This window comes from Paraburkholderia sp. UCT31 (assembly GCF_014397655.1).
In the GTDB taxonomy this organism is placed as follows: domain Bacteria; phylum Pseudomonadota; class Gammaproteobacteria; order Burkholderiales; family Burkholderiaceae; genus Paraburkholderia; species Paraburkholderia tuberum.
In genome coordinates this window covers 1-22,426 of the sequence record NZ_VZQP01000026.1, presented here as the reverse complement: position 1 = coordinate 22,426, position 22,426 = coordinate 1, and the positions used below count along the sequence as shown (strand labels likewise).

Genomic DNA, 22,426 nt, shown 5'->3' with positions numbered 1-22,426 from the left:
TTCAACGGTGACACAATAGCTATCCGGCGCGCGTGGGACTAAATTCGGCACTCCACAATACGGAGCCGATGATGACCCTGGAGTCCATCCCCCTCGACGGTAGCAATGGCGTACGCATCGAAATTCTCGAGAGCTCCGACACGACGCTGGTGATCCGCTGGGTCGAGCCGGGCCGCTGCCACTACGGTGAGCAGCGCTGGCGCCGTCGCTCGGCGCATTCTTCCGGCACCTGCGCGGTGTCGCGCCGCAAGATCCGTCGCGGTGACCCTGTGTTCAAGCCGGCCGAGCGCCCGGCGCCGTCGAATGCGTCCGCGATGATCTGCGCGGAAATCCTCGAACCGCTGCTTGAAGCGGCCTGACGCACGGAACGTTCCCGAGTCCCGCGCACTAAGCGCGGGTTTCAATTCGTTGTTCCGGGGGCGATCTCCCTACTGCCCACGTGCCCTTGGCGAGCGCGTGCCCGGCGGCCGCGGCATCGCAAGATGCGGCGCCGCGCCGGCCCCGCTGCCGGTTGCCGCCCCGCGCCTCGTGCGTTAAGGTGGACTCGTTGCGCCCGCCCGACCGCCGGCTCGCTATCCGGTGCCGGCCGCGCGCCTTCCACCACCGCGCCGCGCCCGCCGCGACGCCGTTTGAGGGCCGATCATGGCAGAAGACACGCCGCAAACCCGCGCGGCCAACGCCGCTTCCACGCCTCCCGCCTCCTCCGCTCCTCCCGCTTTGCTGATCCCGCCGCAGCAGTTCTCTCTCGACGTGCTGCTCGAAAAGTATGCGAAAGGCGACGAGCAATCGGCCGACGATGTATATCGCCGCGTCGCGCGCGGCGTCGCCGAGGCCGAGCCGCCCGAGTTGCGCGCGTCGGTCGAGGAACAGTTCGTCGACAACATGCGCCACGGCGCGCTCGGCGCGGGCCGCATCATGAGCGCGGCGGGCAGCGGCATCGCCGCGACGCTGATCAACTGTTTCGTGCAGCCGGTTGGCGATTCGATCCAGGGCGTCGATGAACAGGGCTTGCCCGGCATCTACGTGGCCCTGCTGCAGGCGGCCGAAACGATGCGGCGCGGCGGCGGCGTCGGCTACAACTTCTCCGCGATCCGGCCGAAGGGCGCGCGCGTTCACACCACGAGTTCGGCCGCCTCGGGTCCGTGCAGCTACATGGACGTGTTCGACGCGTCGTGCCGTACCGTCGAAAGCGCGGGCTCGCGGCGCGGCGCGCAGATGGCGGTGCTCGACTGCAACCACCCTGACCTGCTCGAATTCATCGAGGCCAAGCATTCGAAGGGACGCTGGAACAACTTCAACGTGTCGGTCAGCGTCACCGACGAGTTCATGCGCGCGGTCGAAAACGACGAGCCGTGGCAACTGGTCCATCGCGCCGAGCCGTCGCCGGCGCTGCGCGCGGCCGGCGACGTGCGGCAGCGCGAAGACGGCCTGTGGGTCTACAGCGAACACCCGGCGCGCGCGATCTGGGACCGCATCATGCGCTCCACGTACGACGTCGCCGAGCCCGGCATCGTGTTCATCTCGCGGATGAACGAGGACAACAATCTGCGCGCCGTCGAAACGATCCGCGCGACCAATCCGTGCGGCGAGCAGCCGCTGCCCGCGTACGGCTGCTGCAACCTGGGACCGCTCAATCTGACGCGCTTCGTCGTCGATCCGTTTGCGCAGTTGCAGGGCCGCCAGCCGTCGTTCGACTGGGACGGCCTCTCGCGGCGCACCCGCACGCAGGTGCGTTTTCTCGACGACGTGCTCGACGTCACGCTGTGGCCGCTGCCGCAGCAATACGACGAATCGCGCGCGAAGCGGCGCATCGGCGTCGGCTTCACCGGCCTCGGCGATACGCTCGTGATGATGGGCCTGCGCTACAACTCGCAGGAAGGCCGCGATTTCGCGGTGCGCATCGCGCGGCTGATGCGTGACGAGGCGTATCGCGCATCGGTCGAGCTCGCGAAGGAGCGCGGCGCGTTCGAGCTGTTCGACGCCGCGCGCTATCTGGAAGCCGGCACGTTCGCGTCGCGCCTGCCCGATGACATTCAGCAGGCGATCCGCCGCGACGGCATTCGCAACAGCCACCTGCTGTCGATCGCGCCGACCGGCACCGTGAGCCTCGCGTTCGCCGACAACGCGTCGAACGGCATCGAGCCGGCGTTCTCGTGGACTTATACGCGCATGAAAGTGATGGCCGACGGCGGTCGCGAATCGTTCGACGTCGAGGACTACGCGTACCGGCTCTATCGCGAGCTCGGCGGCGACGTGAGCCGGCTACCCGACTATTTCGTCAGCGCGCTGCAGATGTCGGCGCGCGACCATCTCGACATGATGGCGGCCGTCCAGCCATACGTCGACACGTCGATCTCGAAGACCGTCAACGTGCCAGCCGACTATCCGTTCGACGCGTTCGAAAGCCTCTACTTCGATGCATGGAAAAGCGGGCTGAAGGGCCTTGCCACCTATCGCCCCAACGACACGCTCGGCGCGGTGCTGAGCGTGACGCCCGCGCAGGCCGACGACACGCTCGCCGAGACGGACCAGGACCCGCTGCGTATCGCGATCGATCATCGGCCCAGAGGCGAGTTGCCGGCGATCATCGAGAAGGTCGAGTATCTGACCCAGGCGGGCAAGAAGTCGCTGTATGTCGCGGCGTCCTTCATCGAGGTGACGGGGCGACTCGGCGGCGAGGACGTGACGATCGAGCGGCCGATCGAGTTCTTCATTCCGACCGGTCAGCGCGACGAGTCGCAGCAGTGGATCACCGCGACGATGCGTTCGCTGTCGCTGGCCGCGCGCGGCGGCTTCGTTGCGCGCAATCTGCAGGATATGCGCAAGGTGTCATGGGATCGCGGACAGGTGCGGCTCGGCGACGTGCAGCGTCTCGACGGTCATCGCGCGCCGCGCTGGCACGATTCCGAAGTGGCGGCGCTCGCGTTCGCGATCCAGCAAATCCTGTATCGACGCGGCTTTCTCGACGCCGAGGGCAATCAGGTCGCGTCGCGGATGCTCGCGCGTTTGCCGCGCGGGCACATGAAAACCGACATGGCGCTGTCCGCCGATTTCGGCATCCGTCCGAATCCAGCGGATAGCGCCGACACCTTGCTGCAGCCGAACGGCACGCAAGGACTGCACACGATGCTCGGACGCAAATGCGCTTCGTGTGGCGCGAATGCGGTGATTCGCAAGGACGGCTGCGATTTTTGTACCGCGTGTGGGGAGGTGGGGGCGTGCGGGTAGTGTGAGGCGAGGAGCGCGCTGGCACCCAGGCCGAACGCGCTCATTGAAGGCTATGCCTCACCCCACCCTCGCGTAGTAAAGATTCTGCGGATGCTTCGCCTCCGCGAAGAAAAACCAGCGCTCCGCCACGAGCCCCGCATACTGCACGAGACAAGCCGCGGCCAGCAAGCCGAACGACCCGCCAGGCGAACGCAGCCCCGAGCCCAGCACGATCAACACGACCGGCACGACGAACGCACCCACGAGAAAGCCCCATTTGACGCCACGCAACGTCCGCGCCGATTTGCCGTGAAAGAACTCGCGCAAATTGAACGCACCGGCGGTGAAGCCTCGTGACACCTGCACGAGCTTCGGATTGCGGATGCCCGTCGCGCTCTGCACCGTCGATTTCGGCCGCAAGCGCGCATTGCGCATGAGCGACGCGTAGCGGCTCGCGCAACCGGCGAGCGTCAGCAGGCACGCGCAGACCGCCAGTCCCGCCGTCAGCGCGGGCGCGAACCATGCGCTCAGTGCGGTCGCGAGCGTCAAGCCCGATGCGCAGCCGAGCAGCACGAAGTTCACCAGCGTCAGCGGCGTCGCCCACTCCTGCAGAAAGCGCAGGCACGCATAGATCATCGCGGTGCAGACGAACAGCGCGGCGCTCGCGAGCACACCGAGCCAGCCGAGCGCGAGCGACCACGGCGAGCCGAGCCAGTGCGCGACGCCATACAGGCACGCGCACGCCAGAAACGCCGGCAGGCACAGGCATTCGCGCGACAGCCACGAGGTGCGCCACATCGCGATCGCGCGCCACGCACGTTCCGGATGGCCCAGATGGAAGAACGACGCGATCAGACCAAGACCGCCCAGCAGCACCGCGAGCGCCGCGCCGCTCACGTAGAACGCGGTGGCGGCGGGTTGCGCAACGACGCCCAGGCACGCCGCACTCTCGACGCCGACGAGCGCGATCAACAGCCCCTGCGCCGCGCCGCTCAGCGTGGTCAGGAAGACTACGGAAAAAGCCGGATTCATCGTGTGGCCTCGTTGTCGTTCAAATGCGCTTCGCGATCGACGCGAGATGCACTTCGCCATGCGCGAGCTGCCCCTCGAGCTGCGAGTCGGGCGAGCCCGACGTGTGCGTGGCATCGCCGGTGGTCGTTCCTGACGATTTGCACGAGCACCCGTCGCCGCCGCAACTCGCGGACGCGATCGGCACGCGCGGCAAATAGTGATTCGCGGGGCGCGTGCCCCACTCCGGCATCAACTGATAGCCGCCGCGCTCGCGGATCGCTTGCGACACTACCGACTCCGGATCGTGGATATCGCCGAACAGCCGCGCGGATGTCGGACAGGCGAGCACGCAGGCCGGCTTGCGATCGCGCTCGGACAGATGCTCGTCATGAATGCGATCGACGCACAGCGTGCACTTGGTCATCTCCTTGCGCGCTTCGTCGAGTTCGCGCGCGCCGTACGGGCACGCCCAGGCGCAATACTTGCAGCCGATGCAGCGATCGAAATCGACCAGCACGAGACCGTCTTCCTTGCGCTTGTAGCTCGCGCCCGTGGGACACACCGGCACACACGGCGGGTCCTCGCAATGTAGGCACGACTTCGGGAAATGGATCATCTCCGTGTCGGGGAAGCTGCCCGCTTCGAAACTCTGCACGCGGTTGAAGAACGTGCCGGACGGGTCCGCGTCGTAAGGATTGAAATCGGCGAGGCTGCCCGATTCGCCTGACGTGTTCCATTCCTTGCAGCTCGTCACGCACGCCTGGCATCCCACGCATACGTTCAGATCGATTACCAGCGCCATCTGGGTCATTGCAAGCTCCTTGCCGTGGCTTTAGCGGTCGTCGCCGTTAGTTTCGGCGCGGCGCAACGTCCCGCGCAGGCGAGCCGCGAATTCTCCGCGTCCCGCGAAATAGGTCTGGACGATGCGCGACACCACACTCTTCTGTGCAACCGCGCCGGGTAATTCGGGCATCGCCTCGAACTGCGGCAGCGTGTGCCGCGCGTCGGCTTCGGCCGGATAGATGCGCACGCGCACGTCGTACCAGGCGGCCTGGCCCGTCACCGGATCGGAGTTCGACATGCGCGCGGGTGCCTCGTCGCAGCCCGGCAGCTCGTCGGTGATCAGGTGATTGAGCAGGAAGCCGCGCTGCGATTCGTTCGCGTCCGGACCGAGATTCCATGCGCCCGCCGCTTTGCCGATCGCGTTCCACGTCCATACGGTGCCCGGTTCGACGGTCTCGCTGTAGCGCGCCATACAGCGCACGCGGCCCCATTGCGATTCGACGTAGATCCAGCTGCCGTCGGCGATGCCGTTCGCGCTCGCCGTTTTCGGATTCACATAAAGGTAATTTTCCCCATGAATCTGCCGCAGCCACGCGTTCTGCGAATCCCACGAGTGATACATCGCCATCGGCCGCTGGGTGACCGCGGCGAGCGGGAATCGCGCGAGATCCGTCGCCGCGCTTTCGAGCGGTGCGTACCAGAACGGCAGCGGATCGAAGTACCTGTCGACGCGCGCGCGCAGATGGTCGGGCGGCTGCCGGCCGCTTGTGCGTCCTTGCGCGGCGAGCCTGAACTTCTGCATCACGTCCGAGTAAAGCTGGATCAGAATCGGTTCGCTGAATTTGCGGAAACCGTTTTTGACCGCCCAGTCGAGATACGGTCCGTTGCAGTTGCGCATGTACTGCAAGGTCTCGGGCAAGCGGTAATGGAATACGCAGTTGTTCTTCGCGTACTGCTCCCATTGATTCGGATTCGGCTCGCCGACGAGCGCCTTGTCGCCATCCTTGCCGCGCCAGCCGATCAGAAAGCCGACCCCGGAACCGGGCGACGTGGTGTGATTGACGATGAAGTCCGGATAGTCGCGAAAGCGCCGGCCGCCATCCGCATTGGTGAACGCCGGAAACCTCAGGCGCGACGCCAGTTCGATCAGCACTTCCTGGAACGGCTTGCATTCGCCGGTCGGCGGCACGACCGGTACACGCACCGAATCGACGGGGCCGTCGAACTCGGAGATCGGCCGGTCGAGCATCGACATCGCGTCGTAACGTTCGAGGTAAGTCGTGTCCGGCAGGATCAGATCGGCGAACGCGGTCATCTCCGACTGGAACGCGTCGCACACGACGAGAAACGGAATCTTGTAGTCGCCGTTGGCGTGTTTGTCGGCGAGCATCTCGCGCACCTTCATCGTGTTCATCGACGAATTCCACGCCATGTTGGCCATGAAAATCATCAGCGTGTCGATGGGATACGGATCGCCGCGCCACGCGTTGGTGATCACGCTGTGCATGACGCCGTGCACCGCGAGCGGATATTCCCACGAGAACGCCCGGTCGATGCGCACCGGGCCGCCGTGTTCGTCGATGAACAGATCCTCGGGTGCGGCGGGCCAGCCTAGCGGACCCGTCGCAAGCGGTGTATTGGGCTTCACCGCGGCGGGGTCGTTCGGTGGTTTCGCCGATGGCGGCACCGCGCGCGGGAACGGCGACTTGTGACGAAAGCCGCCGGGCCGGTCGATCGTGCCCAGCAGCGACATCAGCACGGCGAGCGCGCGGATCGACTGAAAGCCGTTCGAATGCGCGGCGAGCCCGCGCATCGCATGAAAAGCAACCGGGTTGCCCGTGACCGTCTCGTGCGTTTCGCCCCACGCGTCGGTCCAGCGGATCGGCAGCGTGATGCGGTGCCGGCGGCCCGTCTCGATCATCTCGCCGGCGAGCCGCCGGATCGTCTCGGCCGCGATGCCGGTGATCGCCGCCGCCCATTCGGGCGTGCACTCGGCGACGCGCTCGCGCAGCAATGCAAACGACGGCGTTACCGGCTTGCCGTTGTCGAGCGTGTAACGGCCGTCGAGCGCGGGCCTCACGCCGCTCGCATGATGCGGCACCGCGCGCTGGGTGGCCGGGTCCCACCACAGATGATTCTGCGGAAACAGCGGATTGCCTTCGGCCCGTTCGGGATCGCGCACGAACAAACCGAAGTTTTCGCTCGCTTCGTCGAGATCGATCAGCTCCGCCGCGTTCGTGTAGCGCTGCACGAACTCGTGATCCCACGCGTCGGCGGCGATCAGTTCGTGCAGGAACGCCATGAACAGCGCGCCGTCGGTGCCGGGCTTGATCGGCACCCATTCGTCCGCGATCGCCGCATAGCCGGTGCGGATCGGATTGATCGCGATGAAGCGGCCACCCGCGCGCTTGAACTTCGCAATCGCGATCTTCAGCGGATTCGAATGATGATCTTCCGCGGTGCCGATCATGAAGAACAGCTTCGCGCTGTCGAGATCCGGTCCGCCGAATTCCCAGAACGAACCGCCGATCGTATAGATCATGCCGGCCGCCATGTTCGACGAGCAAAAGCCGCCGTGCGCCGCATAGTTCGGCGTACCGAACTGTTTGGCGAACAGGCCGGTCAGCGCCTGCATCTGGTCGCGGCCCGTGAACAGCGCGAACTTCTTCGGATCGCTCGAGCGAATCGCGGCGAGACGCTTTTCGAGCACGTCGAACGCGGTGTCCCACGAGACCGGCTCGAACTGCGCGCTGCCGCGCTGCGCGCCGGCCTTGCGCATCAAAGGCTGCGTCAGGCGCGCGGGCGAGTACTGCTTCATGATGCCGGAGGCACCCTTCGCGCAGATGACGCCCTGATTGAGCGGATGCTCCGGATTGCCGTCGATATAGCGCACCTCGCCGTCGCGCAGATGCACGCGGATGCCGCAGCGGCACGCGCACATGTAGCAGGTGGTGGTCTTGACATCGAGCCGTTCGTTCTGCGTGCGGGCGTGGTGTTCCATGGCCATCTCCGTCGCTGCTTCTGGTGGGCCGAAGCGCGCGTCATACGCGCTGCTCATACGATACCGATCATCGTATTCGCACCTGCCTCACAAGGGAAATCGCGATTTGCGAGCAAAACTATCCGGCGCACCGATAGTTTCGGTTTCGCTTTCGCTTTCGCTTTCGCTTTCGCTTTCGCTTTCGCTTTCGCTTTCGCTTTCGCTTTCAGCTATGCGCTTTTTTCGACGGCGTGTCCAGTCGGGTGAGATTGGTTGGGTGCGCTGGGACGCTCGTTTGAGCGCGGCCCTCCAGTTGCGCGATCAGCGCATCCGGAATTTCGACGCCCTCCTCGTATGCCGCCTGCGCAAGCTGCTCCCGACGATAACCGGGCAGGCGCACGTCGTCATCCATCAGCATCATCTCAGAACAGGTGGCCGATGCGCGAGCGCTCGCCCTCCTCGGTCAGGAACGAGCCCGCTTCGCAGCCGAAGTTCGCGCCGCTCAGCGCGGCGGCCAGCAGCTCGACCACGAGCGCCAGCATCGCGCCTTTCGCGCCGCCGAACGGCAGCATCATGCCGTCGAGCGCGGCGCGCGCGGCGCTGCTCTGCCTACCAGCGCTTCGTCTTGATGTTGTGCACGTGGGCGTGCTCGCCGGCCTTGATCGGCGCGACCACCTTGCCGATGTCGACGCCGTACTTGAACACCGTGTCGCCAACGGCCATGTCCTTCAGCGCGATCTTGTGACCGATCGGAATGTCCTGCTTCGCCGGCACGGTGACGATTTCGTCGTCGTCCATGATCCATGCGTTGAGCAGCGTGCCCGCCTTGATGCCCTCGACCACCGCCACGCCGACCGTGTCTTTCGCCTCGTGCAGCACGATGTGGATCGTTCTGCGCGGCGCCGACGCGCCCGCTGCGGTGTCGTTGATGTCTGCCGTGGGATTGCTCATGAGCGTCTCCATTCGTAGTTTGAATGCGGTGAGGGTGCCGCCGGGGCAGCGCAGCCAGGTGCGCCGCGGTGAATCGATACTAGGCGGCGACTTATCCAATGTCAACTAGGTCATATATATGTGTTAGACGACTGAGCGAGAACCGGGCCGTTGTCGCGATTCACCGACAACATACGATTCATCCAGGTGGATTAGATGATCTGGTCGTTTAGAATCAGGGCAGGTTCAACCCCGGCGAACGGCACGACTCGCGTATCCCAGAGGTTTTCATGAGCACGCTCGCGATCAATGCGCCCGCAGTGGGAGGCACACGGTACAAGGAGGTCAAGAGCGCGATTCTCGCGGCGCTCGCGGCCGGCGAATGGAAAGGCGGCGAATGCATTCCTTCGGAAAAGCGCCTCGCCGAACGCTTCGGCGTGTCGATCGGCACGCTGCGCAAAGCCATCGACGAACTGTGCGCCGAGAACATTCTGATCCGTCATCAGGGGCTCGGCACGTTCGTGGCGATGCATCAGCGCGACCGGCACTTCTTCCGCTTCTTTCGCATCGTGCGGCGCGACGGCGACAAGGCCTACCCGGTCGTCACGCTGATCGGGTTCAGGAAGGCGCGTGCCTCGCGCGAGGCGGCCGCCGCGCTCGGCATCGACACCGGCGCGCGCGTTCTGCAGTTCGTCAACGGGCTCGCGCTGCACGGCAAGACCGTGCTGATCGAACATATCACCGTGCCCGAAGCGCTGTTTCCCGGCTTGACGGAAAGCAAGCTGCGCAACCGGCCGAACACGCTGTACAACTTCTATCAGGACGGTTTCGGCATCAACGTGGTCGAGACCGATGAGCATGTGAGCGTGGCGCTCGCCAATGAGCTCGAAAGCACACAACTAGGCGTCGAAGTCGGCGCGCCGCTGCTCGAGATCCGGCGCATCGCGTACTCGTATCACCGCAGCGCGGTCGAACTGCGCATTTCGCGGCTCAATACCGAGGAGTACGAGTACATCGGCACGCGCGCGGCGCGCGACGATCAGAAATAGCGGACCTCGGTCGCCGCCTGCGCTTCACATCACATCTGCGCAAAAACGACAGGCCAATCGTCTTTCATTTTCGGCCGGCGCCAACCTGTCTAAAATAGCCGCACTTCCGCCCCCAAGAACCTCATGCTGGATACCGCTCACGAGCGGCTCCGCGATGATCGACGCGATCCGCCAGCTCGTCGAGATGAACAACCAGTTCTATCCGGGCTCGCCGCTGAGCTTCTCGATGGGCGCGGCGACCTGCCAGCGCGGCGATCGGCTGGAAGCGGGCGTGCAGCGCGCCGACCTGCTGATGTACGAGGAAAAGCGCGCGCACTACGAGGCGCAGCCGGGGGCGGACGCGGCGGCGAAGTAACGCTCGCCGGCGTCAGGCGTTCACCACGCCAACGCAACGCTCAACCTCAGCCCGGCAGCTTGGCCGCGAGCACATCCAGCTTGACGATGCTCGGTGGCGACGCGAACAGCTCGCCCGCCTTCTCCATCAACGCGGCCGCGACCTTGCCGTTCAGATGCGCGTCGCGGCCGGCTTCGTCGTCGAACGCGTCGAAAATGGCGTACGTCGACGGACCGAGCTTCAGACCGAACCATGCGGCGGTGGCCGGTTCCTGCTCGACGAGCGGCAGGCCGCCGAGCAGAAACGCCTCGACCTCCTTTTCCTTGCCGGGCTTGGCTTCCAGACGGACATACAAAGCGAGCTTGACCATGATGCGACTCCTGGTGAGTTCGGCAGCGAACGGTCCTTTCAAAGCGCTTTGAAAAGTATAGGCGGCAGCTGAAGCGGCGTCGGACTTAACTCGCGGGCATGTCACGCACCCGGAAAGCGCAGCTCGAAACGCACGACGCCCGGTCGCGGACACACCACACGCGCGCCGCCGCCATGCAGATGCATGATCGCCTTCACGATCGCGAGCCCGAGTCCGTTCGATTCGGTGAACGCGCTGCGCGCCGCGTCGCCGCGATAGAAGCGGTCGAACAGCCGGTCGAGTTGCACGGCGGGAATCGGCTCGCCCTCGTTTTCGACCGTCACCAGCGCGCCTGCTTCGTCCTGCGCGCCGCGCAGGCGCACGATCGTGTCGCCCGCGCCGTAACGCACCGCGTTGACGACCAGATTGTTGATGGCGCGGCGGCACAGCATCGGATTGGCAGACGCGACGCCCGCCGCGTCGACTTCGAAACGCATCCCGCGCTCGTCGGCCAGGCCTTCGAAATAGTCGGCGATCCTGATGAGCTCGCCATGCAGATCGACCGGCTGCCGCTCGATCGACAACGCCGCATGATCCGCATGCGCGAGAAACAGGATGTTCTCCGCAATATGGCTCAGGCGATTCAACTCCTCGAGATTCGATTCGAGCAGTTGCTGATATTCGTCGGCTCCGCGCGGCTGGGCGAGCGCCACCTGGGTTTGGCCGACCAGCGCGCCGACCGGCGTGCGAATCTCGTGCGCGAGATCGGCGGAAAACTGCTGCAGGCGTTGATAGCCGTCGGCGAGACGATCGAGCATCGCGTTGAACGCGTGTGTGAGTTGACGCAGTTCCACCGGCGCCGCTTCGTCGTCGAGCCGGACCGCCAGGTTCGTCGGACTGATTTGCGCGGCCCGCGTGGCGATCTCGCGAACCGGTCGCAGCGCGCGGCGCAGCACGCCGTAAGCGAGCAGCGTCGCGGCCAGCATGCCGCTCAGCGTCGCCAGCACGATGCGGTTGCGGTATTCGGCCAGCATGCGCATTTCGTGCGTCATCGGATGGCCTGCGATCACCTCGACTTCGGCGCCATCCTCGCGCGCTGTCGCGGTCGCAACCGCCCAATGCACCGGCACGCCGTCGGGCAGGCGCGTCTGACGCATGTCGGCGGCACGCGGCGGATTGCCCGCCGGGCCAACCGGTAGATCAGGCACCGCGAGCCTGCCCGGATTCACGTCGACGAACGGCGCTTCGCCCGGCCGCCGGAAGATCAGCACGTCCTCTTCCGCGCCGAGCATCGTCTCGAACAGCAGCGGGCGCTTTTTTAATTCGCTGACCGAATAAAGGTCGTGCACGATGCGGCTGAAATGCTCGACACGGCCGCTCAGCACGACGTCGGCGCGGCGTTGCAGCGAGACTTCGGCGGAATGATAGAAATACGCGCCGAGCGAGCCGATCACCGCGCAGGCGATCAACGCGAACAGCAACGTGGTGCGCGCGATCAGCGAGCGTTCGGTCCAGAGTTTCATGCGCCGTCGCCAAACGTGTAGCCGATGCTGCGCACCGTGTGAATCAGCTTCCGCTCGAACGGGTGATCGATCTTCGCGCGCAAGCGCTTGATCGCCACGTCGACCACGTTGGTGTCGCTATCGAAGTTCATGTCCCACACTTCCGACGCGATCTGCGAGCGTGACAGCGCTTCGCCCTCGCGGCGCACCAGCAGATGCAGCAGCATGAACTCCTTGTTGGTCAGCGCAATGTCGACGCCCTCGCGCGTGACCCGGCGGCGCAATACGTCGAGCTTGAGGTCGGCGACTTCGAACACGTCGCTCTCGCGGATCACGCCACGGCGCAACAGCGTGCGAACGCGCAGCACCAGCTCGGTAAACGAAAACGGTTTGACCAGATAGTCATCGGCGCCGAGTTCGAGACCGCGAATGCGGTCGCTGACCTGATCGCGCGCGGTCAGGAAAATCACCCGCAGATCGCGCCGCGCACGCAACGCCCGCATGATTTCCCAACCGTCGATGCCGGGCAGCATCACGTCGAGAACGACCAGTTCGTATTCATGCTCGAGCGCCAGATGCAGGCCGTCCGTGCCGGTGCGCGCGAGGTCGACCGTGTAGCCATTCTCGCGCAGGCCCTTCTTCAGATAGTCGCCGGTTTTCGGATCGTCTTCGATGACCAGAATGCTCATGATGCTCGCTGCTCCTCTCGCGCGATGCGACCGTAAAGGCCGCGCTCGCACGCGCAAAAAAGCCTGATGACAGCGCTCGAGAACAACGGCAGCGCTCCCGGCGGCCATTCTACGTGGCCGCCATCGACCCTTGATGACGTTTTTGTCATCCTCCCGTCACTCTGATGAGCCGATGCGACGGCTAGTCTGAACGCACCGTCCACCACGCTGCATCCCTTCCTGGAGTTGCCTCATGAAGACCCGCATGAAGATCGCCCGCGCACGAACGCTGCGCGCCCTCGCCGTCCCCGCACTCGCCGCCGTGCTGCTCGCGACGACGTTCGCGGCTTCGGCCCAGACCGCCGCGCCGACCGGCGTGCGCGGCACGGTGACGTCGCTGTCGGGCGATCTGCTCAAAGTCCACACGCGCGATGGTCAGGACGTCGACGTGAAGCTCGCCGCCGACACGCCGATTCGCGGCGTCACGCTCGCCAACGTCAGCGACATCAAGCCGGACAGCTACGTCGGCACCGCCGCGATTCCGCAGCCCGACGGCACGTTGAAGGCGCTCGAAGTGCATGTATTCCCGCCGAGCATGCGCGGTTCGGGCGAAGGTCATCGGCCGTGGGATCTCGGCGCGAACAGCACGATGACGAACGGCACGGTCGGCTCGCTCGTGGTCAGCAACGGCCGCACGATTACCATCAAGTACAAGGATGGCGAGAAGAAGATCGTGATTCCGCAGGACGTGCCCATCGTCAGTCTGGAACCGGGCAACCGCGCGTTGCTCACGCCCGGCACGAAGGTCGTGCTGTTCGCGCACAAGGAAGCGGACGGCGCGATGGCGGCGAATTTCATTTCGGCCGGCGAGCATGGCGTGACGCCGCCGATGTAAAGCGGCGCGTCATTCGTCTTCATCCCTCTCGTCTTTGAAGCCAATGCCCGACTCGCAAGCGTTTCTGGTCGTTCATCCCCTCGTCGTTCGCGTGACGCACTGGATCAATGCGTTCGCGATGGCCTGCATGGTGATGAGCGGCTGGGCGATCTATAACGCGTCGCCGATCTTTCCGTTCCGGTTCCCCGTGTGGGCGACGGTCGGCGGATGGCTCGGCGGCTCGATCGCATGGCACTTCGCGGCGATGTGGCTGCTGTGCGCGAACGGCCTGCTGTATCTCGCGCATGGCGTCGCGAGCGGCCATTTGCGTCGCAAGCTGCTGCCGGTGCGTGCCCGCGAGCTGGCGCGCGATGCGGCGCTGGCGTTGCGCCTAAGACTGCCGCACGAAACCGGCAAGTACAACGCCGTGCAGCGCGCGTTGTATCTGCTGGTACTGCTGCTCGGCGTGCTGCTGGTCGCATCGGGACTATCGATCTGGAAGCCGGTGCAATTGTCGTGGCTAACCGCGCTGTTCGGCGGCTTCGATTTTGCGCGCCGCGTGCATTTCGTCGCGATGGCCGGCGTGGTCGGCTTTGTCGTCGTGCATCTGCTGCTGGTGCTGCTGGTGCCGCGCACGTTGCCGCCGATGGTCACCGGACGCGCCCGGCGCAACGCGCAGCGCACCGATCAAGCCTCCCAGAGGACTCGCGCATGAGCGCCCCGCAACGAACCGACATGGCGAACGATACGCACGCCAATACAGAAGACGCGCGCCGCTCACGCGTCGTGCTTGCCGAGCACCGGCCGCGGATCGAGCAGTTGCAACGCCGCTTGTTTCTGCGCTCCTCGCTATCGATCGGCGCGCTCGCGATGCTGTCCGGCTGCAACCTGCAGGACAATGATTCCGTCGACAAGGTGCTATGGGCGATGTCGCGCTGGAACGACCGCGTGCAGGCGTGGCTGTTCAATCGCAACAAACTCGCGCCGACCTATTCGGCGCGCGATATCACCGATCCGTTTCCGTTCAACGCGTTCTATCCCGAGTTCGACGCGCCCGATATCGACGGCTCGACCTATCGGCTCGAAGTATTGGGGCTCGTCGCGGATAAACGCGGCTGGAGTCTCGAGCAGCTGCGCAGGTTGCCGCAGGTCTCGCAGATCACGCGTCACGTGTGCATCGAAGGATGGAGCGCGATCGGACAATGGAGCGGCGTGCCGTTTCGCACGTTTCTCGAACTGATCGGTGCCGATCTGAGCGCGCGCTACGTCGGTTTCAAATGCGCGGACCGCTATTACTCGAGCCTCGACATGGCGAGCGCGCTGCATCCGCAAACGCAATTGACGCTCGATTTCCGCAACGCGCCGCTGCCGGCCAGATACGGCTATCCGCTGAAGCTGCGCGTGCCGACCAAGCTGGGCTTCAAGAACCCGAAGCACATCGCCGCGATCTTCGTGACCAACACGAACCCGGGCGGCTACTGGGAAGATCAGGGCTACAACTGGTTCAGCGGGCTTTAGACCGCGGTCACGTAACGCGGGACCGGCTTGTGCGCGCGCGGCGGCGGCGCATCGTGAGCGACGCGCATGCGCTTGACCTCGTCGACGGGACTCAGGCCGAATAGCCGCTTGAACTCGCGGCTGAACTGCGACGCGCTTTCGTAACCGACCCGCACGGCGGCCGCGCCCGCATTCAAGCCATCCTGCACCATCAACAGACGCGCGTGATGCAGACGCGTGGTCTTCACGTACTGCATCGGCGAGGTCGCGGTGACCGCCTTGAATTGCGCATGAAACACCGCGAGGCTCATGCCGGCCTCGGCCGCGAGCGTATCGACATCGAGCGACGCGTGGTAGTCCGCATGAATGCGCCGCAGCGCCTTCGCGATGCGGCCAAAGTGATTCTGATGCGTGAGCGCCGCGCGAATCGCGCCGCCCTGCTCGCCGGTCAACACGCGATAACAGATTTCCCGGACGATGCCAGGCGCCAGGATTTGCGCGTCGAGCGGCGACGCGAGCGCCTCCAGCAGACGCTGCACCGCGCTGCTCAGTGCGGCATCGAGCGGCGTCGAATACATGCCGGCCGCTTCGTATTGCGCGAGGCCCTGGGTTTCGTTGAGCGCCATCAGCAGTTCGGCGACAATCGTCAGATCGACGCGCACCGACATGCCGAGAAACGGCTCCTGTTCGCTTGCCTCGGTCTCGCATTCGAACGGCAACGGCACCGACAGCACCAGGTACTGCTGTGCGTCGTACTGGAACACCTGATCGCCGAGATAGCCGCGCTTGCGCCCCTGACAGACGATCACGATGCTCGGCTCGTACATGACCGGCATGCGCGGCATCGGACGATTCGCGCGCAGCAGGCTGACGCCTTCGAGGCTCGAGCGCGTCATGCCGGCATTCGGCGCGAGCAGGTTGAACAGTTCGAGCAAGCGGCGTTGCGCGGGGTCTTCCGGAATGGAACCGACAGCTTGAGTGGACATGACGATATGGCGACGGCCAGGAGAATAATGCTTGAAATTTAGCATCAAACAGCCTGTCGTGCTGCCCCTCCAGAGTTTTAGGCAAACCTTCAAGACGATCAGGTATTCCCCGGGCAGCGACCGGTCCCTAAGATGGGAACCCTGCCGGATCGCCTTTTTCGACGCGCGCAGCGTGCGCGGTCATCGACCGCCATGCGCCGACAGCTTGCCAACGGCGGCCCCCAAACGCTCGCGCCCCGATCCCGGTTCATGCTGCGGCCCGCCGCATCCGCAACCGAGTGTTGCGCATCGTCGGCGCGTCGCATGTTGCGCCATCACCCTCTTTGCTGGAGCTATCCATGAGCACGACGTATGCCTATGCAGCGACCGACGCCACCGCGCCGCTCGCCCCATTTGAAATCCAGCGCCGCGCACCCCGCGCCCATGACGTGCAGATGGAAGTGCTGTACTGCGGCGTGTGCCATTCTGACCTGCATCAGGCGCGCAACGAATGGAAGCACACGATCTACCCGGTCGTGCCGGGCCACGAGATCGTAGGCCGTGTGACCGCGGTTGGTCCGAAGGTGACGAAGTACAAGGTCGGTGAACTCGTCGCGGTCGGCTGTCTGGTCGATTCGTGCCGCACCTGTTCGAGCTGCGCGGAAGGTCTCGAGCAGTATTGCGAGAACGGTTGGGTGGGCACGTATAACGGTGTCGATCGCGTCGACGGACAGGTCACTTACGGTGGCTATTCGACGCAACTGGTCGTCGATGAGGCTTTCACGCTGCGCGTGCCGCAGAATCTCGACCCCGCGGGTGTCGCGCCGCTGCTGTGCGCGGGCATCACCACGTATTCGCCGCTACGCACGTGGGGCGTGGGCCCGGGCAAGAAAGTCGGGATTGTCGGCCTCGGTGGACTCGGCCATATGGGTGTGAAGCTGGCTCGGGCGATGGGCGCGCATGTCGTGCTGTTTACGACCTCGCCGTCGAAGATCGAGGATGCGAAGCGGCTTGGCGCGCATGAAGTCGTGGTTTCGAAGAATCCGCAGGAGATGGAAGCGCATGTGAATAGCTTCGATTTCATTCTCAATACGGTGGCTGCGCAGCATGATCTGAATCCGTTTTTGAATCTGCTCAAGCGTGACGCGACGATGACGTTGGTGGGTGCTCCGGAGCACGATCATCCGTCGCCGCAGGTGTTCAATCTGATCTTCAAGCGGCGGCGCCTTGCTGGTTCGCTGATTGGCGGTATTGCCGAGACGCAGGAGATGCTTGATTTCTGTGGCGAGCATGGCATTACTTCTGATATTGAAATGATTCCAATGCAGAAGATCAATGAAGCGTATGAGCGCATGCTCAAGAGCGATGTGAAGTATCGGTTTGTGGTTGATATGGATTCGATGCGGAAGTAATAGCAACTTTTTGGCCGCGCAGCGGGTGGTTTTTTTTTGCGCCTGCGGCGCGGGGTTCTGTTTTGTTGTTGTGTTTTTTTGCCTTCGCCCTTTTTTTCTGTGTTCTTAGGGCGTTGGCCTTTCCTTGATTTCTTGTCGGTCTATTGGCGTTGCCCCTGTGCGGGGCGGCACCTACTTTCTTTGCTGCTGCAAAGAAAGTAGGCAAAGAAGACAGCTTTAAACCGCTAACTCTTAAGCGGGTCCCTTTGTCCACCGCGGGTAGTGGTGCATCTGGAATCTGTGTTCCCGCACACTCCGCGTTAGTGACAAGGCCGTCATTCTTCCGGCGGCGCTGCGCGCGCCGAAGCGCTGTTTTCAAACCATTGGTCGTTTCGGCGCGTCGCCGAGGCGCAGCCGATGGCCTCACCAACCTAAAAAAGCACTCTGGTTTTCCTTGCATACCCGTCCGCGACGCACGTAGTGCGGAGTGGGATGGATGACGGCTTTGTCACTGCCGTGGAATGTGCGGGGGCACGGATTCCAGATGCACCACTGCCATTCGTGGAGCACGGTGCCCGCTTAAGAATTAGCGGTTTGAGCTGTCTTCTTTGCCTACTTTCTTTGCAGCAGCAAAGAAAGTAGGTGCCGCCCCGCACAGGGGCAACGCCAATAGACCGACAAGTCAGCAAGGAAAGGCCAACACCACAAGAACAAAGACAAATCCGCCGCAGGCAAAAAAACAGAAAACCATTTGGAGCATCCCAGTGATCGACAGAATAACTGCAATGCGCACATTCATCCGAATCGTGGACACCAACAGCTTCACCCGCGCAGCGGAGTCATTAAACATTCCGCGTGCAACGGCGACGACGATCGTCCAGAACCTGGAAGCCCTGCTGGGCACAGCGCTGTTAGTCCGTACGACGCGCCGCCTGAGCATCACGCCGGAGGGCGCCGCCTACTACGAACGCTGCGCGCAAATCCTGGCCGACATCGACGAAATGGAAGCCAGCCTCCGTAATTCGACCGACAACCTCACCGGCCGCCTCCGCATCGAAATGCCCAGCGCGGTAGCGAGTGCAATCGTGCTGCCGTCGCTAGACGACTTCCACACCCGTTACCCGAACCTCGACCTCGCGATCGGCGTCAGCAACCGCACCGTCGATCTGGTCTCCGAAGCAATCGACTGCAGCATCCAGCTCGGTGAATTGCCCGATTCCAATCTCGTCGCGCGGCAACTCGGCACGCTCGATCAGGTCACCTGCGCGAGTCCGGCCTACCTGGCCCGCCACGGCACGCCCGCCGATCTCGACGATCTGCGCGCGCACGTCGCGGTCAACTGCGTGTCGCCGCATAGCGGCCGCGAATGCGACTTCGATTTCGAAGTGGGCGGCGAAGCGCGCAAGGTCAAGCTCAACGGCTTCGTACAAGTCAGCGACGAACAGGCGTACCTGACCTGCGGACTGCAAGGCCTCGGCATGATCCAGCCCGCGCGCATCGCCGCGCAGCCTTACCTCGATTCGGGCTTGCTGCATGAAGTGCTGCCGCAATGGAAACCCGTGCCGATGCCGGTCTCGGTCGCGTATGTGAAGAACCGCCGCGTCTCGCCGCGCGTGCGCGCGTTCGTCGATTGGCTCGCGGAGCTGTTCGAGAAAGCCGGGCACGTCGAGCAGGATCTGTCGCGCGTGCGTCAGTTGCTGCGCGGCCTGCATCCCGCGTGAAGCGGGTGCGGGTGCGCGGCGCTCGCGCGTTGACTAGTCCAACGGCCGCACCGGCACCGGCCGCGTCAGCAGATCGACATAGAAATTAAAAAACGCCGGATTATCAAACCGTTTGACGACCGTCATCTTCTGCAAACCCGGCGGCGGCGAACTCGTGTAGCCCCTTGCCTTGCCATCGTCGGCGCCGAAGCCTGTATCCACATCCACCCACTCCTCGACGGTCTGCGTCGCGAACGACGGATGCATCAGATAGGCGAGCGTCAGGGTGTCCCAGATGTTCGTCGTGTAGTTCGGATTGGTCTCGAAGCCGTTCTTGCCGTCGTATCCGTAGCCGTTCAGCGCCCTGAACAGTTGCGTGATGATGGTCTGCTTCGCCGGATCGTGCGCGACGCGATCGTACAGTGCCTTATCCATTTTCACGGTATCCGTCACGTCGAGCGGAATCACCGTCTGTCTGATCGGCAGACGCAGCACCGCTTTCGCCGCTGCGGGATCGAACCACCAGTTGAATTCGGCGGTGGGCGTGGTATTGCCCCGCACGTCGATCGCGCCGCCCATGTAAATGATCTGCTTGATCAGCGGCACGATCTCGGGATGCTCGCGCGTGGCCAACGCGATGTTGGTCAGCGGACCGATCGCGAGGATCGTCACCTCGCCCGGGTACCGCTTGACCGATTCGGCGATGAAGTCGATCGCGCTCTGGCTCTGCACCTTCGTGTGCGTCGCGAAGCCGTCCGGCGGCGCGACGAGGTCGGTAGCCGATTTCGGCTCGGGCTTGCTCCATGCGCCAACATAGCCATCGCCGCCGGGGAATTCCTTCAGTTCCCGCTGGATCGTTTTGAAGTCGTGCGTCAGTGCGTGGTTGGCGCCCGCATAGACGCCGATCTGTTGTTCGACGCCGAGTCGTTCGACCGATTTCAGCGCATCGGCAACACCTTGCTTCAGCCACTGATTGCCCGACACCACGGTAATGCCGAGCACTTTCAACGAGCCCTGCGCCTGCAATTGCGCGGCCATCACCCCGAGCTGGCCGTCGTCGCCGAGCGTGTTGTAGTCGCTGTCGATGATCACCTTCGGCGGATCGCTCCGGGCATCGAGACTGCTGCTGGCGCAAGCCGTGAGATCGAGTGTGATTGCCACGCTTGCCGCCCAGATCAATGCCACGAGAATTCGCCCCATCGATGCCCCGTTTGGAATGCCGCTGAGTGACGCGGACAAGGAAACCATCATAGGCGCAAGCCGTATGAATGACGAATGATCAGCGCGGCAACGACAGCACACGCAAAAGCGGCTCGCGACGCCACTGCAACGTCGCGAGCCGCTTCGAATAGAGCGCTGTAAAAGCCCGTTACTGCGATTCCTCCGCCCACACGGCGTTCTCCCGCGTCATCAACGCGGTCGATGCCGCCGGTCCGAACGTGCCCGCCGAATATGAGCGCGGCCGCTCGCCCGACTTCGCCCAGCCTTCGAGAATCGGCTCGGCCCACGCCCACGCCGCTTCGAGTTCGTCGCGGCGCATGAAGTGCGTCAGACGTCCGCGGATCACGTCGATCAGAAGCCGCTCATAGGCTTCCGCGCGACGCTCGGTGAACGCCTGCTGCAGGTCGAGGTTCAGGCTCACCGGCAGCATGTGCATGCCGCTGCCCGGCTCTTTCGCGAGCACCTGCAACTGGATCGACTCTTCGGGTTGCAACTGGATCACCAGACGATTGCCGTAGGTTCGTCCACCGCTCGGGATGATCGAGAACGGCAGATCGGAGAATTCGATGACGATCTCCGACAGCTTCTTCTGCATTCGCTTGCCGGTGCGCAGGAAGAACGGCACGTTGGCCCAGCGCCAGTTGTTGATCCGCGCGCGCAACGCGACAAAGGTTTCGGCGCGGCTGCCCGCCGGCACGTTGTCTTCCTCGAGGTAGCCCTTGACCGCCTCGCCATCCACCGCGCCCGCCGTGTACTGGCCGCGCACCGTGTCGCGCGCGATGTCCTCGGGCGTCATCGGCCGCAGCGAGCGCAGCACCTTCAGCTTTTCGTCGCGCACCGCGTCGGGATCGAGCGACACCGGCGGCTCCATCGCGACGATGCACAGCAGTTGCAGCAGGTGGTTCTGCACCATGTCGCGCAGCGCGCCGGTCTTGTCGTAGAACCCCGCGCGGCTGCCCACGCCGACCGTTTCGGCCACTGTGATCTGCACGCTCTTGATGTACGGCGCCTGCCACAGCGGCCCGAAAATCGGATTGCCGAAGCGCAGCACCATCAGGTTCTGCACGGTTTCCTTGCCGAGGTAGTGGTCGATCCGGTAGATCTGCGCTTCTTCGAAATGCTTGCCGACCGCGTTGTTGATCTCCTGAGCGGACGCGAGATCGTGGCCGAGCGGCTTTTCGAGCACCACCCGCGAATTGCCGTCGACGAGCCCGGCCGACGACAGGTTGTCGCAGATATGGGTGAACAGATCCGGCGACGTCGCCAGATAGAACACGCGGTTCACGCCGTCGCGCGACGCTTCCTTCAGGCGCAGGTAGTCCTCGGCCGCATCGACGTCCATCCTCACGTATTCGAAAATCGCGAGGAATTTGTCCCACGCCGACGCGTCGAACGCTTTTTCGTCGATGAAGGGCTTCGCCTTCTGCTCCATGAATTCGCTGATGTATTCCTCGCGCGACCAGGGCTTGCGCCCGATCGTCAGAATGCGGGTATCGGGCGGCAGGTTGCAGTGCAGATGCGCCATGTACAGCGCGGGCAGCAGCTTGCGGAACGACAGGTCGCCGGTGCCGCCGAAGATGATCATGTCGAGCGGCAGGTCGGGTGTGGCAGGAGCTTGTTGGGTCGTCATGGCACGGTCGCAGCGTCTAGGGGGAAGGCGTCGATCAGGAATCGGCGGCGGGCGGACGGGCTACGGCTCACGTCCGCTATGGCGCTTTTTCCGGCAAACATCTATGGTGCAGCGTTTTGAGATAGTTTGCACGGCAGCATCTGCCGCAGGTTAGCGCAAGTTGCCAACCTTGCGCGCCAGACAGTCGTTTATTCGGGATATTTTGCGCGATATTTGCCGGTTGGGCCGCTGACGGTCAGCCGCGCGCCAGCGCGTCACGCGCGACCCGGCACGCGGCCAGATCCCACGCCGCGCAGCCTACGCTCTTGAACACCACCGGCCCCGCCGGCAAGGGC

Annotated in this window: 21 protein-coding genes and 2 pseudogenes; 9 read left to right on the top strand and 14 right to left on the bottom strand. The window is 64.1% G+C overall.

Translation table 11 applies throughout. The features are described 5' to 3' along the window. Positions 1-71: 71 nt before the first annotated feature. Entirely contained in the window at positions 72-359 is a 288-nt protein-coding gene (locus tag F6X40_RS21950; protein ID WP_013091570.1) for a DUF3331 domain-containing protein, read from the top strand. A 283-nt stretch (positions 360-642) separates the two neighbouring features. After that, positions 643-3,228, top strand: a complete 2,586-nt coding sequence (locus tag F6X40_RS21945) for an adenosylcobalamin-dependent ribonucleoside-diphosphate reductase (RefSeq protein ID WP_187629203.1) — start codon at positions 643-645, stop codon at positions 3,226-3,228. Between the two features lie 57 nt (positions 3,229-3,285). On the opposite strand, the gene F6X40_RS21940 is transcribed toward F6X40_RS21945, so the two are convergent. The 6 genes from F6X40_RS21940 to F6X40_RS21920 all read right to left on the bottom strand — a co-directional run bounded on the left by F6X40_RS21940 (position 3,286) and on the right by F6X40_RS21920 (position 8,932). After that, complete coding sequence (locus F6X40_RS21940; RefSeq protein ID WP_184069301.1) at positions 3,286-4,239, bottom strand: dimethyl sulfoxide reductase anchor subunit family protein; 954 nt, start codon at positions 4,237-4,239, stop codon at positions 3,286-3,288. A 19-nt stretch (positions 4,240-4,258) separates the two neighbouring features. Continuing rightward, positions 4,259-5,029: a 4Fe-4S dicluster domain-containing protein gene (locus F6X40_RS21935; RefSeq protein ID WP_184049921.1), complete on the bottom strand. Its 771-nt coding sequence runs from the start codon at positions 5,027-5,029 to the stop codon at positions 4,259-4,261. 21 nt (positions 5,030-5,050) lie between these two features. Next, positions 5,051-8,002: a molybdopterin-dependent oxidoreductase gene (locus F6X40_RS21930; protein ID WP_187629202.1), complete on the bottom strand. Its 2,952-nt coding sequence runs from the start codon at positions 8,000-8,002 to the stop codon at positions 5,051-5,053. Between the two features lie 205 nt (positions 8,003-8,207). After that, complete coding sequence (locus F6X40_RS42440; protein WP_262421503.1) at positions 8,208-8,393, bottom strand: hypothetical protein; 186 nt, start codon at positions 8,391-8,393, stop codon at positions 8,208-8,210. Between the two features lie 10 nt (positions 8,394-8,403). Further along, positions 8,404-8,556 (bottom strand): Ldh family oxidoreductase, encoded by a 153-nt coding sequence (locus tag F6X40_RS42435; protein WP_262421502.1) that lies wholly within the window; start codon positions 8,554-8,556, stop codon positions 8,404-8,406. Positions 8,557-8,590: 34 nt separating this feature from the next. Beyond that, complete coding sequence (locus tag F6X40_RS21920; protein WP_187610244.1) at positions 8,591-8,932, bottom strand: UxaA family hydrolase; 342 nt, start codon at positions 8,930-8,932, stop codon at positions 8,591-8,593. Positions 8,933-9,201: 269 nt separating this feature from the next. On the opposite strand from F6X40_RS21920, the gene F6X40_RS21915 reads away from it, so the two are divergent. Together F6X40_RS21915 and F6X40_RS21910 are read left to right on the top strand one after the other, a co-directional pair. Next, positions 9,202-9,960, top strand: coding sequence for a GntR family transcriptional regulator (locus F6X40_RS21915; RefSeq protein ID WP_184008499.1), 759 nt, complete (start codon positions 9,202-9,204; stop codon positions 9,958-9,960). A 145-nt stretch (positions 9,961-10,105) separates the two neighbouring features. Beyond that, positions 10,106-10,315, top strand: a pseudogene (locus F6X40_RS21910) (histidine kinase); the annotation flags it as partial. 46 nt (positions 10,316-10,361) lie between these two features. Here F6X40_RS21910 and F6X40_RS21905 read toward each other — a convergent pair. From F6X40_RS21905 to F6X40_RS21895, 3 genes are all read right to left on the bottom strand, one after another. After that, entirely contained in the window at positions 10,362-10,664 is a 303-nt protein-coding gene (locus tag F6X40_RS21905) for a putative quinol monooxygenase (protein WP_184067164.1), read from the bottom strand. 101 nt (positions 10,665-10,765) lie between these two features. Next, positions 10,766-12,166 carry a heavy metal sensor histidine kinase gene (locus tag F6X40_RS21900; protein WP_187629201.1) on the bottom strand — a complete coding sequence of 467 codons (1,401 nt, stop codon included), beginning with the start codon at positions 12,164-12,166 and terminating at the stop codon, positions 10,766-10,768. Continuing rightward, positions 12,163-12,834 (bottom strand): heavy metal response regulator transcription factor, encoded by a 672-nt coding sequence (locus tag F6X40_RS21895; RefSeq protein WP_187629200.1) that lies wholly within the window; start codon positions 12,832-12,834, stop codon positions 12,163-12,165. Before F6X40_RS21895 ends, F6X40_RS21900 begins: the two co-directional genes overlap by 4 nt. A gap of 232 nt (positions 12,835-13,066) precedes the next feature. Here F6X40_RS21895 and F6X40_RS21890 point away from each other — a divergent pair, with 232 nt between their 5' ends. From F6X40_RS21890 to F6X40_RS21880, 3 genes are read left to right on the top strand one after another with little or no spacing between them, the layout of a single operon-like run. Beyond that, positions 13,067-13,708, top strand: a complete 642-nt coding sequence (locus F6X40_RS21890) for a hypothetical protein (RefSeq protein ID WP_184069292.1) — start codon at positions 13,067-13,069, stop codon at positions 13,706-13,708. Positions 13,709-13,751: 43 nt separating this feature from the next. Beyond that, the gene (locus F6X40_RS21885; RefSeq protein WP_187629199.1) at positions 13,752-14,402 is read left to right on the top strand and encodes a cytochrome b/b6 domain-containing protein; all 651 of its coding nucleotides are present in this window, start codon (positions 13,752-13,754) and stop codon (positions 14,400-14,402) included. Then, entirely contained in the window at positions 14,399-15,205 is an 807-nt protein-coding gene (locus F6X40_RS21880) for a molybdopterin-dependent oxidoreductase (RefSeq protein ID WP_187629198.1), read from the top strand. Before F6X40_RS21885 ends, F6X40_RS21880 begins: the two co-directional genes overlap by 4 nt. On the opposite strand, the gene F6X40_RS21875 is transcribed toward F6X40_RS21880, so the two are convergent. Then, complete coding sequence (locus F6X40_RS21875; RefSeq protein WP_187629197.1) at positions 15,202-16,170, bottom strand: AraC family transcriptional regulator; 969 nt, start codon at positions 16,168-16,170, stop codon at positions 15,202-15,204. The genes F6X40_RS21880 and F6X40_RS21875 overlap by 4 nt on opposite strands. Before the next feature lie 338 nt (positions 16,171-16,508). Between F6X40_RS21875 and F6X40_RS21870 the strand changes: the two genes are divergently transcribed. Continuing rightward, positions 16,509-17,561 carry an NAD(P)-dependent alcohol dehydrogenase gene (locus F6X40_RS21870; RefSeq protein ID WP_187629196.1) on the top strand — a complete coding sequence of 351 codons (1,053 nt, stop codon included), beginning with the start codon at positions 16,509-16,511 and terminating at the stop codon, positions 17,559-17,561. Here the strand turns inward: F6X40_RS21870 and F6X40_RS21865 are convergent. Further along, on the bottom strand, positions 17,506-17,919 hold the full coding sequence (locus tag F6X40_RS21865) for a hypothetical protein (protein WP_187629195.1): 414 nt from the start codon (positions 17,917-17,919) through the stop codon (positions 17,506-17,508). The two genes, F6X40_RS21870 and F6X40_RS21865, sit on opposite strands and share 56 nt — an antisense overlap. A 385-nt stretch (positions 17,920-18,304) precedes the next feature. On the opposite strand from F6X40_RS21865, the gene F6X40_RS21860 reads away from it, so the two are divergent. Continuing rightward, positions 18,305-19,261, top strand: coding sequence for a LysR family transcriptional regulator (locus tag F6X40_RS21860; RefSeq protein WP_184034115.1), 957 nt, complete (start codon positions 18,305-18,307; stop codon positions 19,259-19,261). Between the two features lie 33 nt (positions 19,262-19,294). On the opposite strand, the gene F6X40_RS21855 is transcribed toward F6X40_RS21860, so the two are convergent. The 3 genes and pseudogenes from F6X40_RS21855 to F6X40_RS41880 all read right to left on the bottom strand — a co-directional run. Next, complete coding sequence (locus F6X40_RS21855; protein WP_187629194.1) at positions 19,295-20,440, bottom strand: nucleoside hydrolase; 1,146 nt, start codon at positions 20,438-20,440, stop codon at positions 19,295-19,297. A gap of 169 nt (positions 20,441-20,609) precedes the next feature. After that, a complete protein-coding gene (gene zwf / locus F6X40_RS21850) occupies positions 20,610-22,091 on the bottom strand; it encodes a glucose-6-phosphate dehydrogenase (RefSeq protein WP_090806032.1) in 1,482 nt (493 codons plus the stop codon). Between the two features lie 235 nt (positions 22,092-22,326). Further along, positions 22,327-22,426: pseudogene (locus F6X40_RS41880) on the bottom strand (delta(1)-pyrroline-2-carboxylate reductase family protein); the annotation flags it as partial.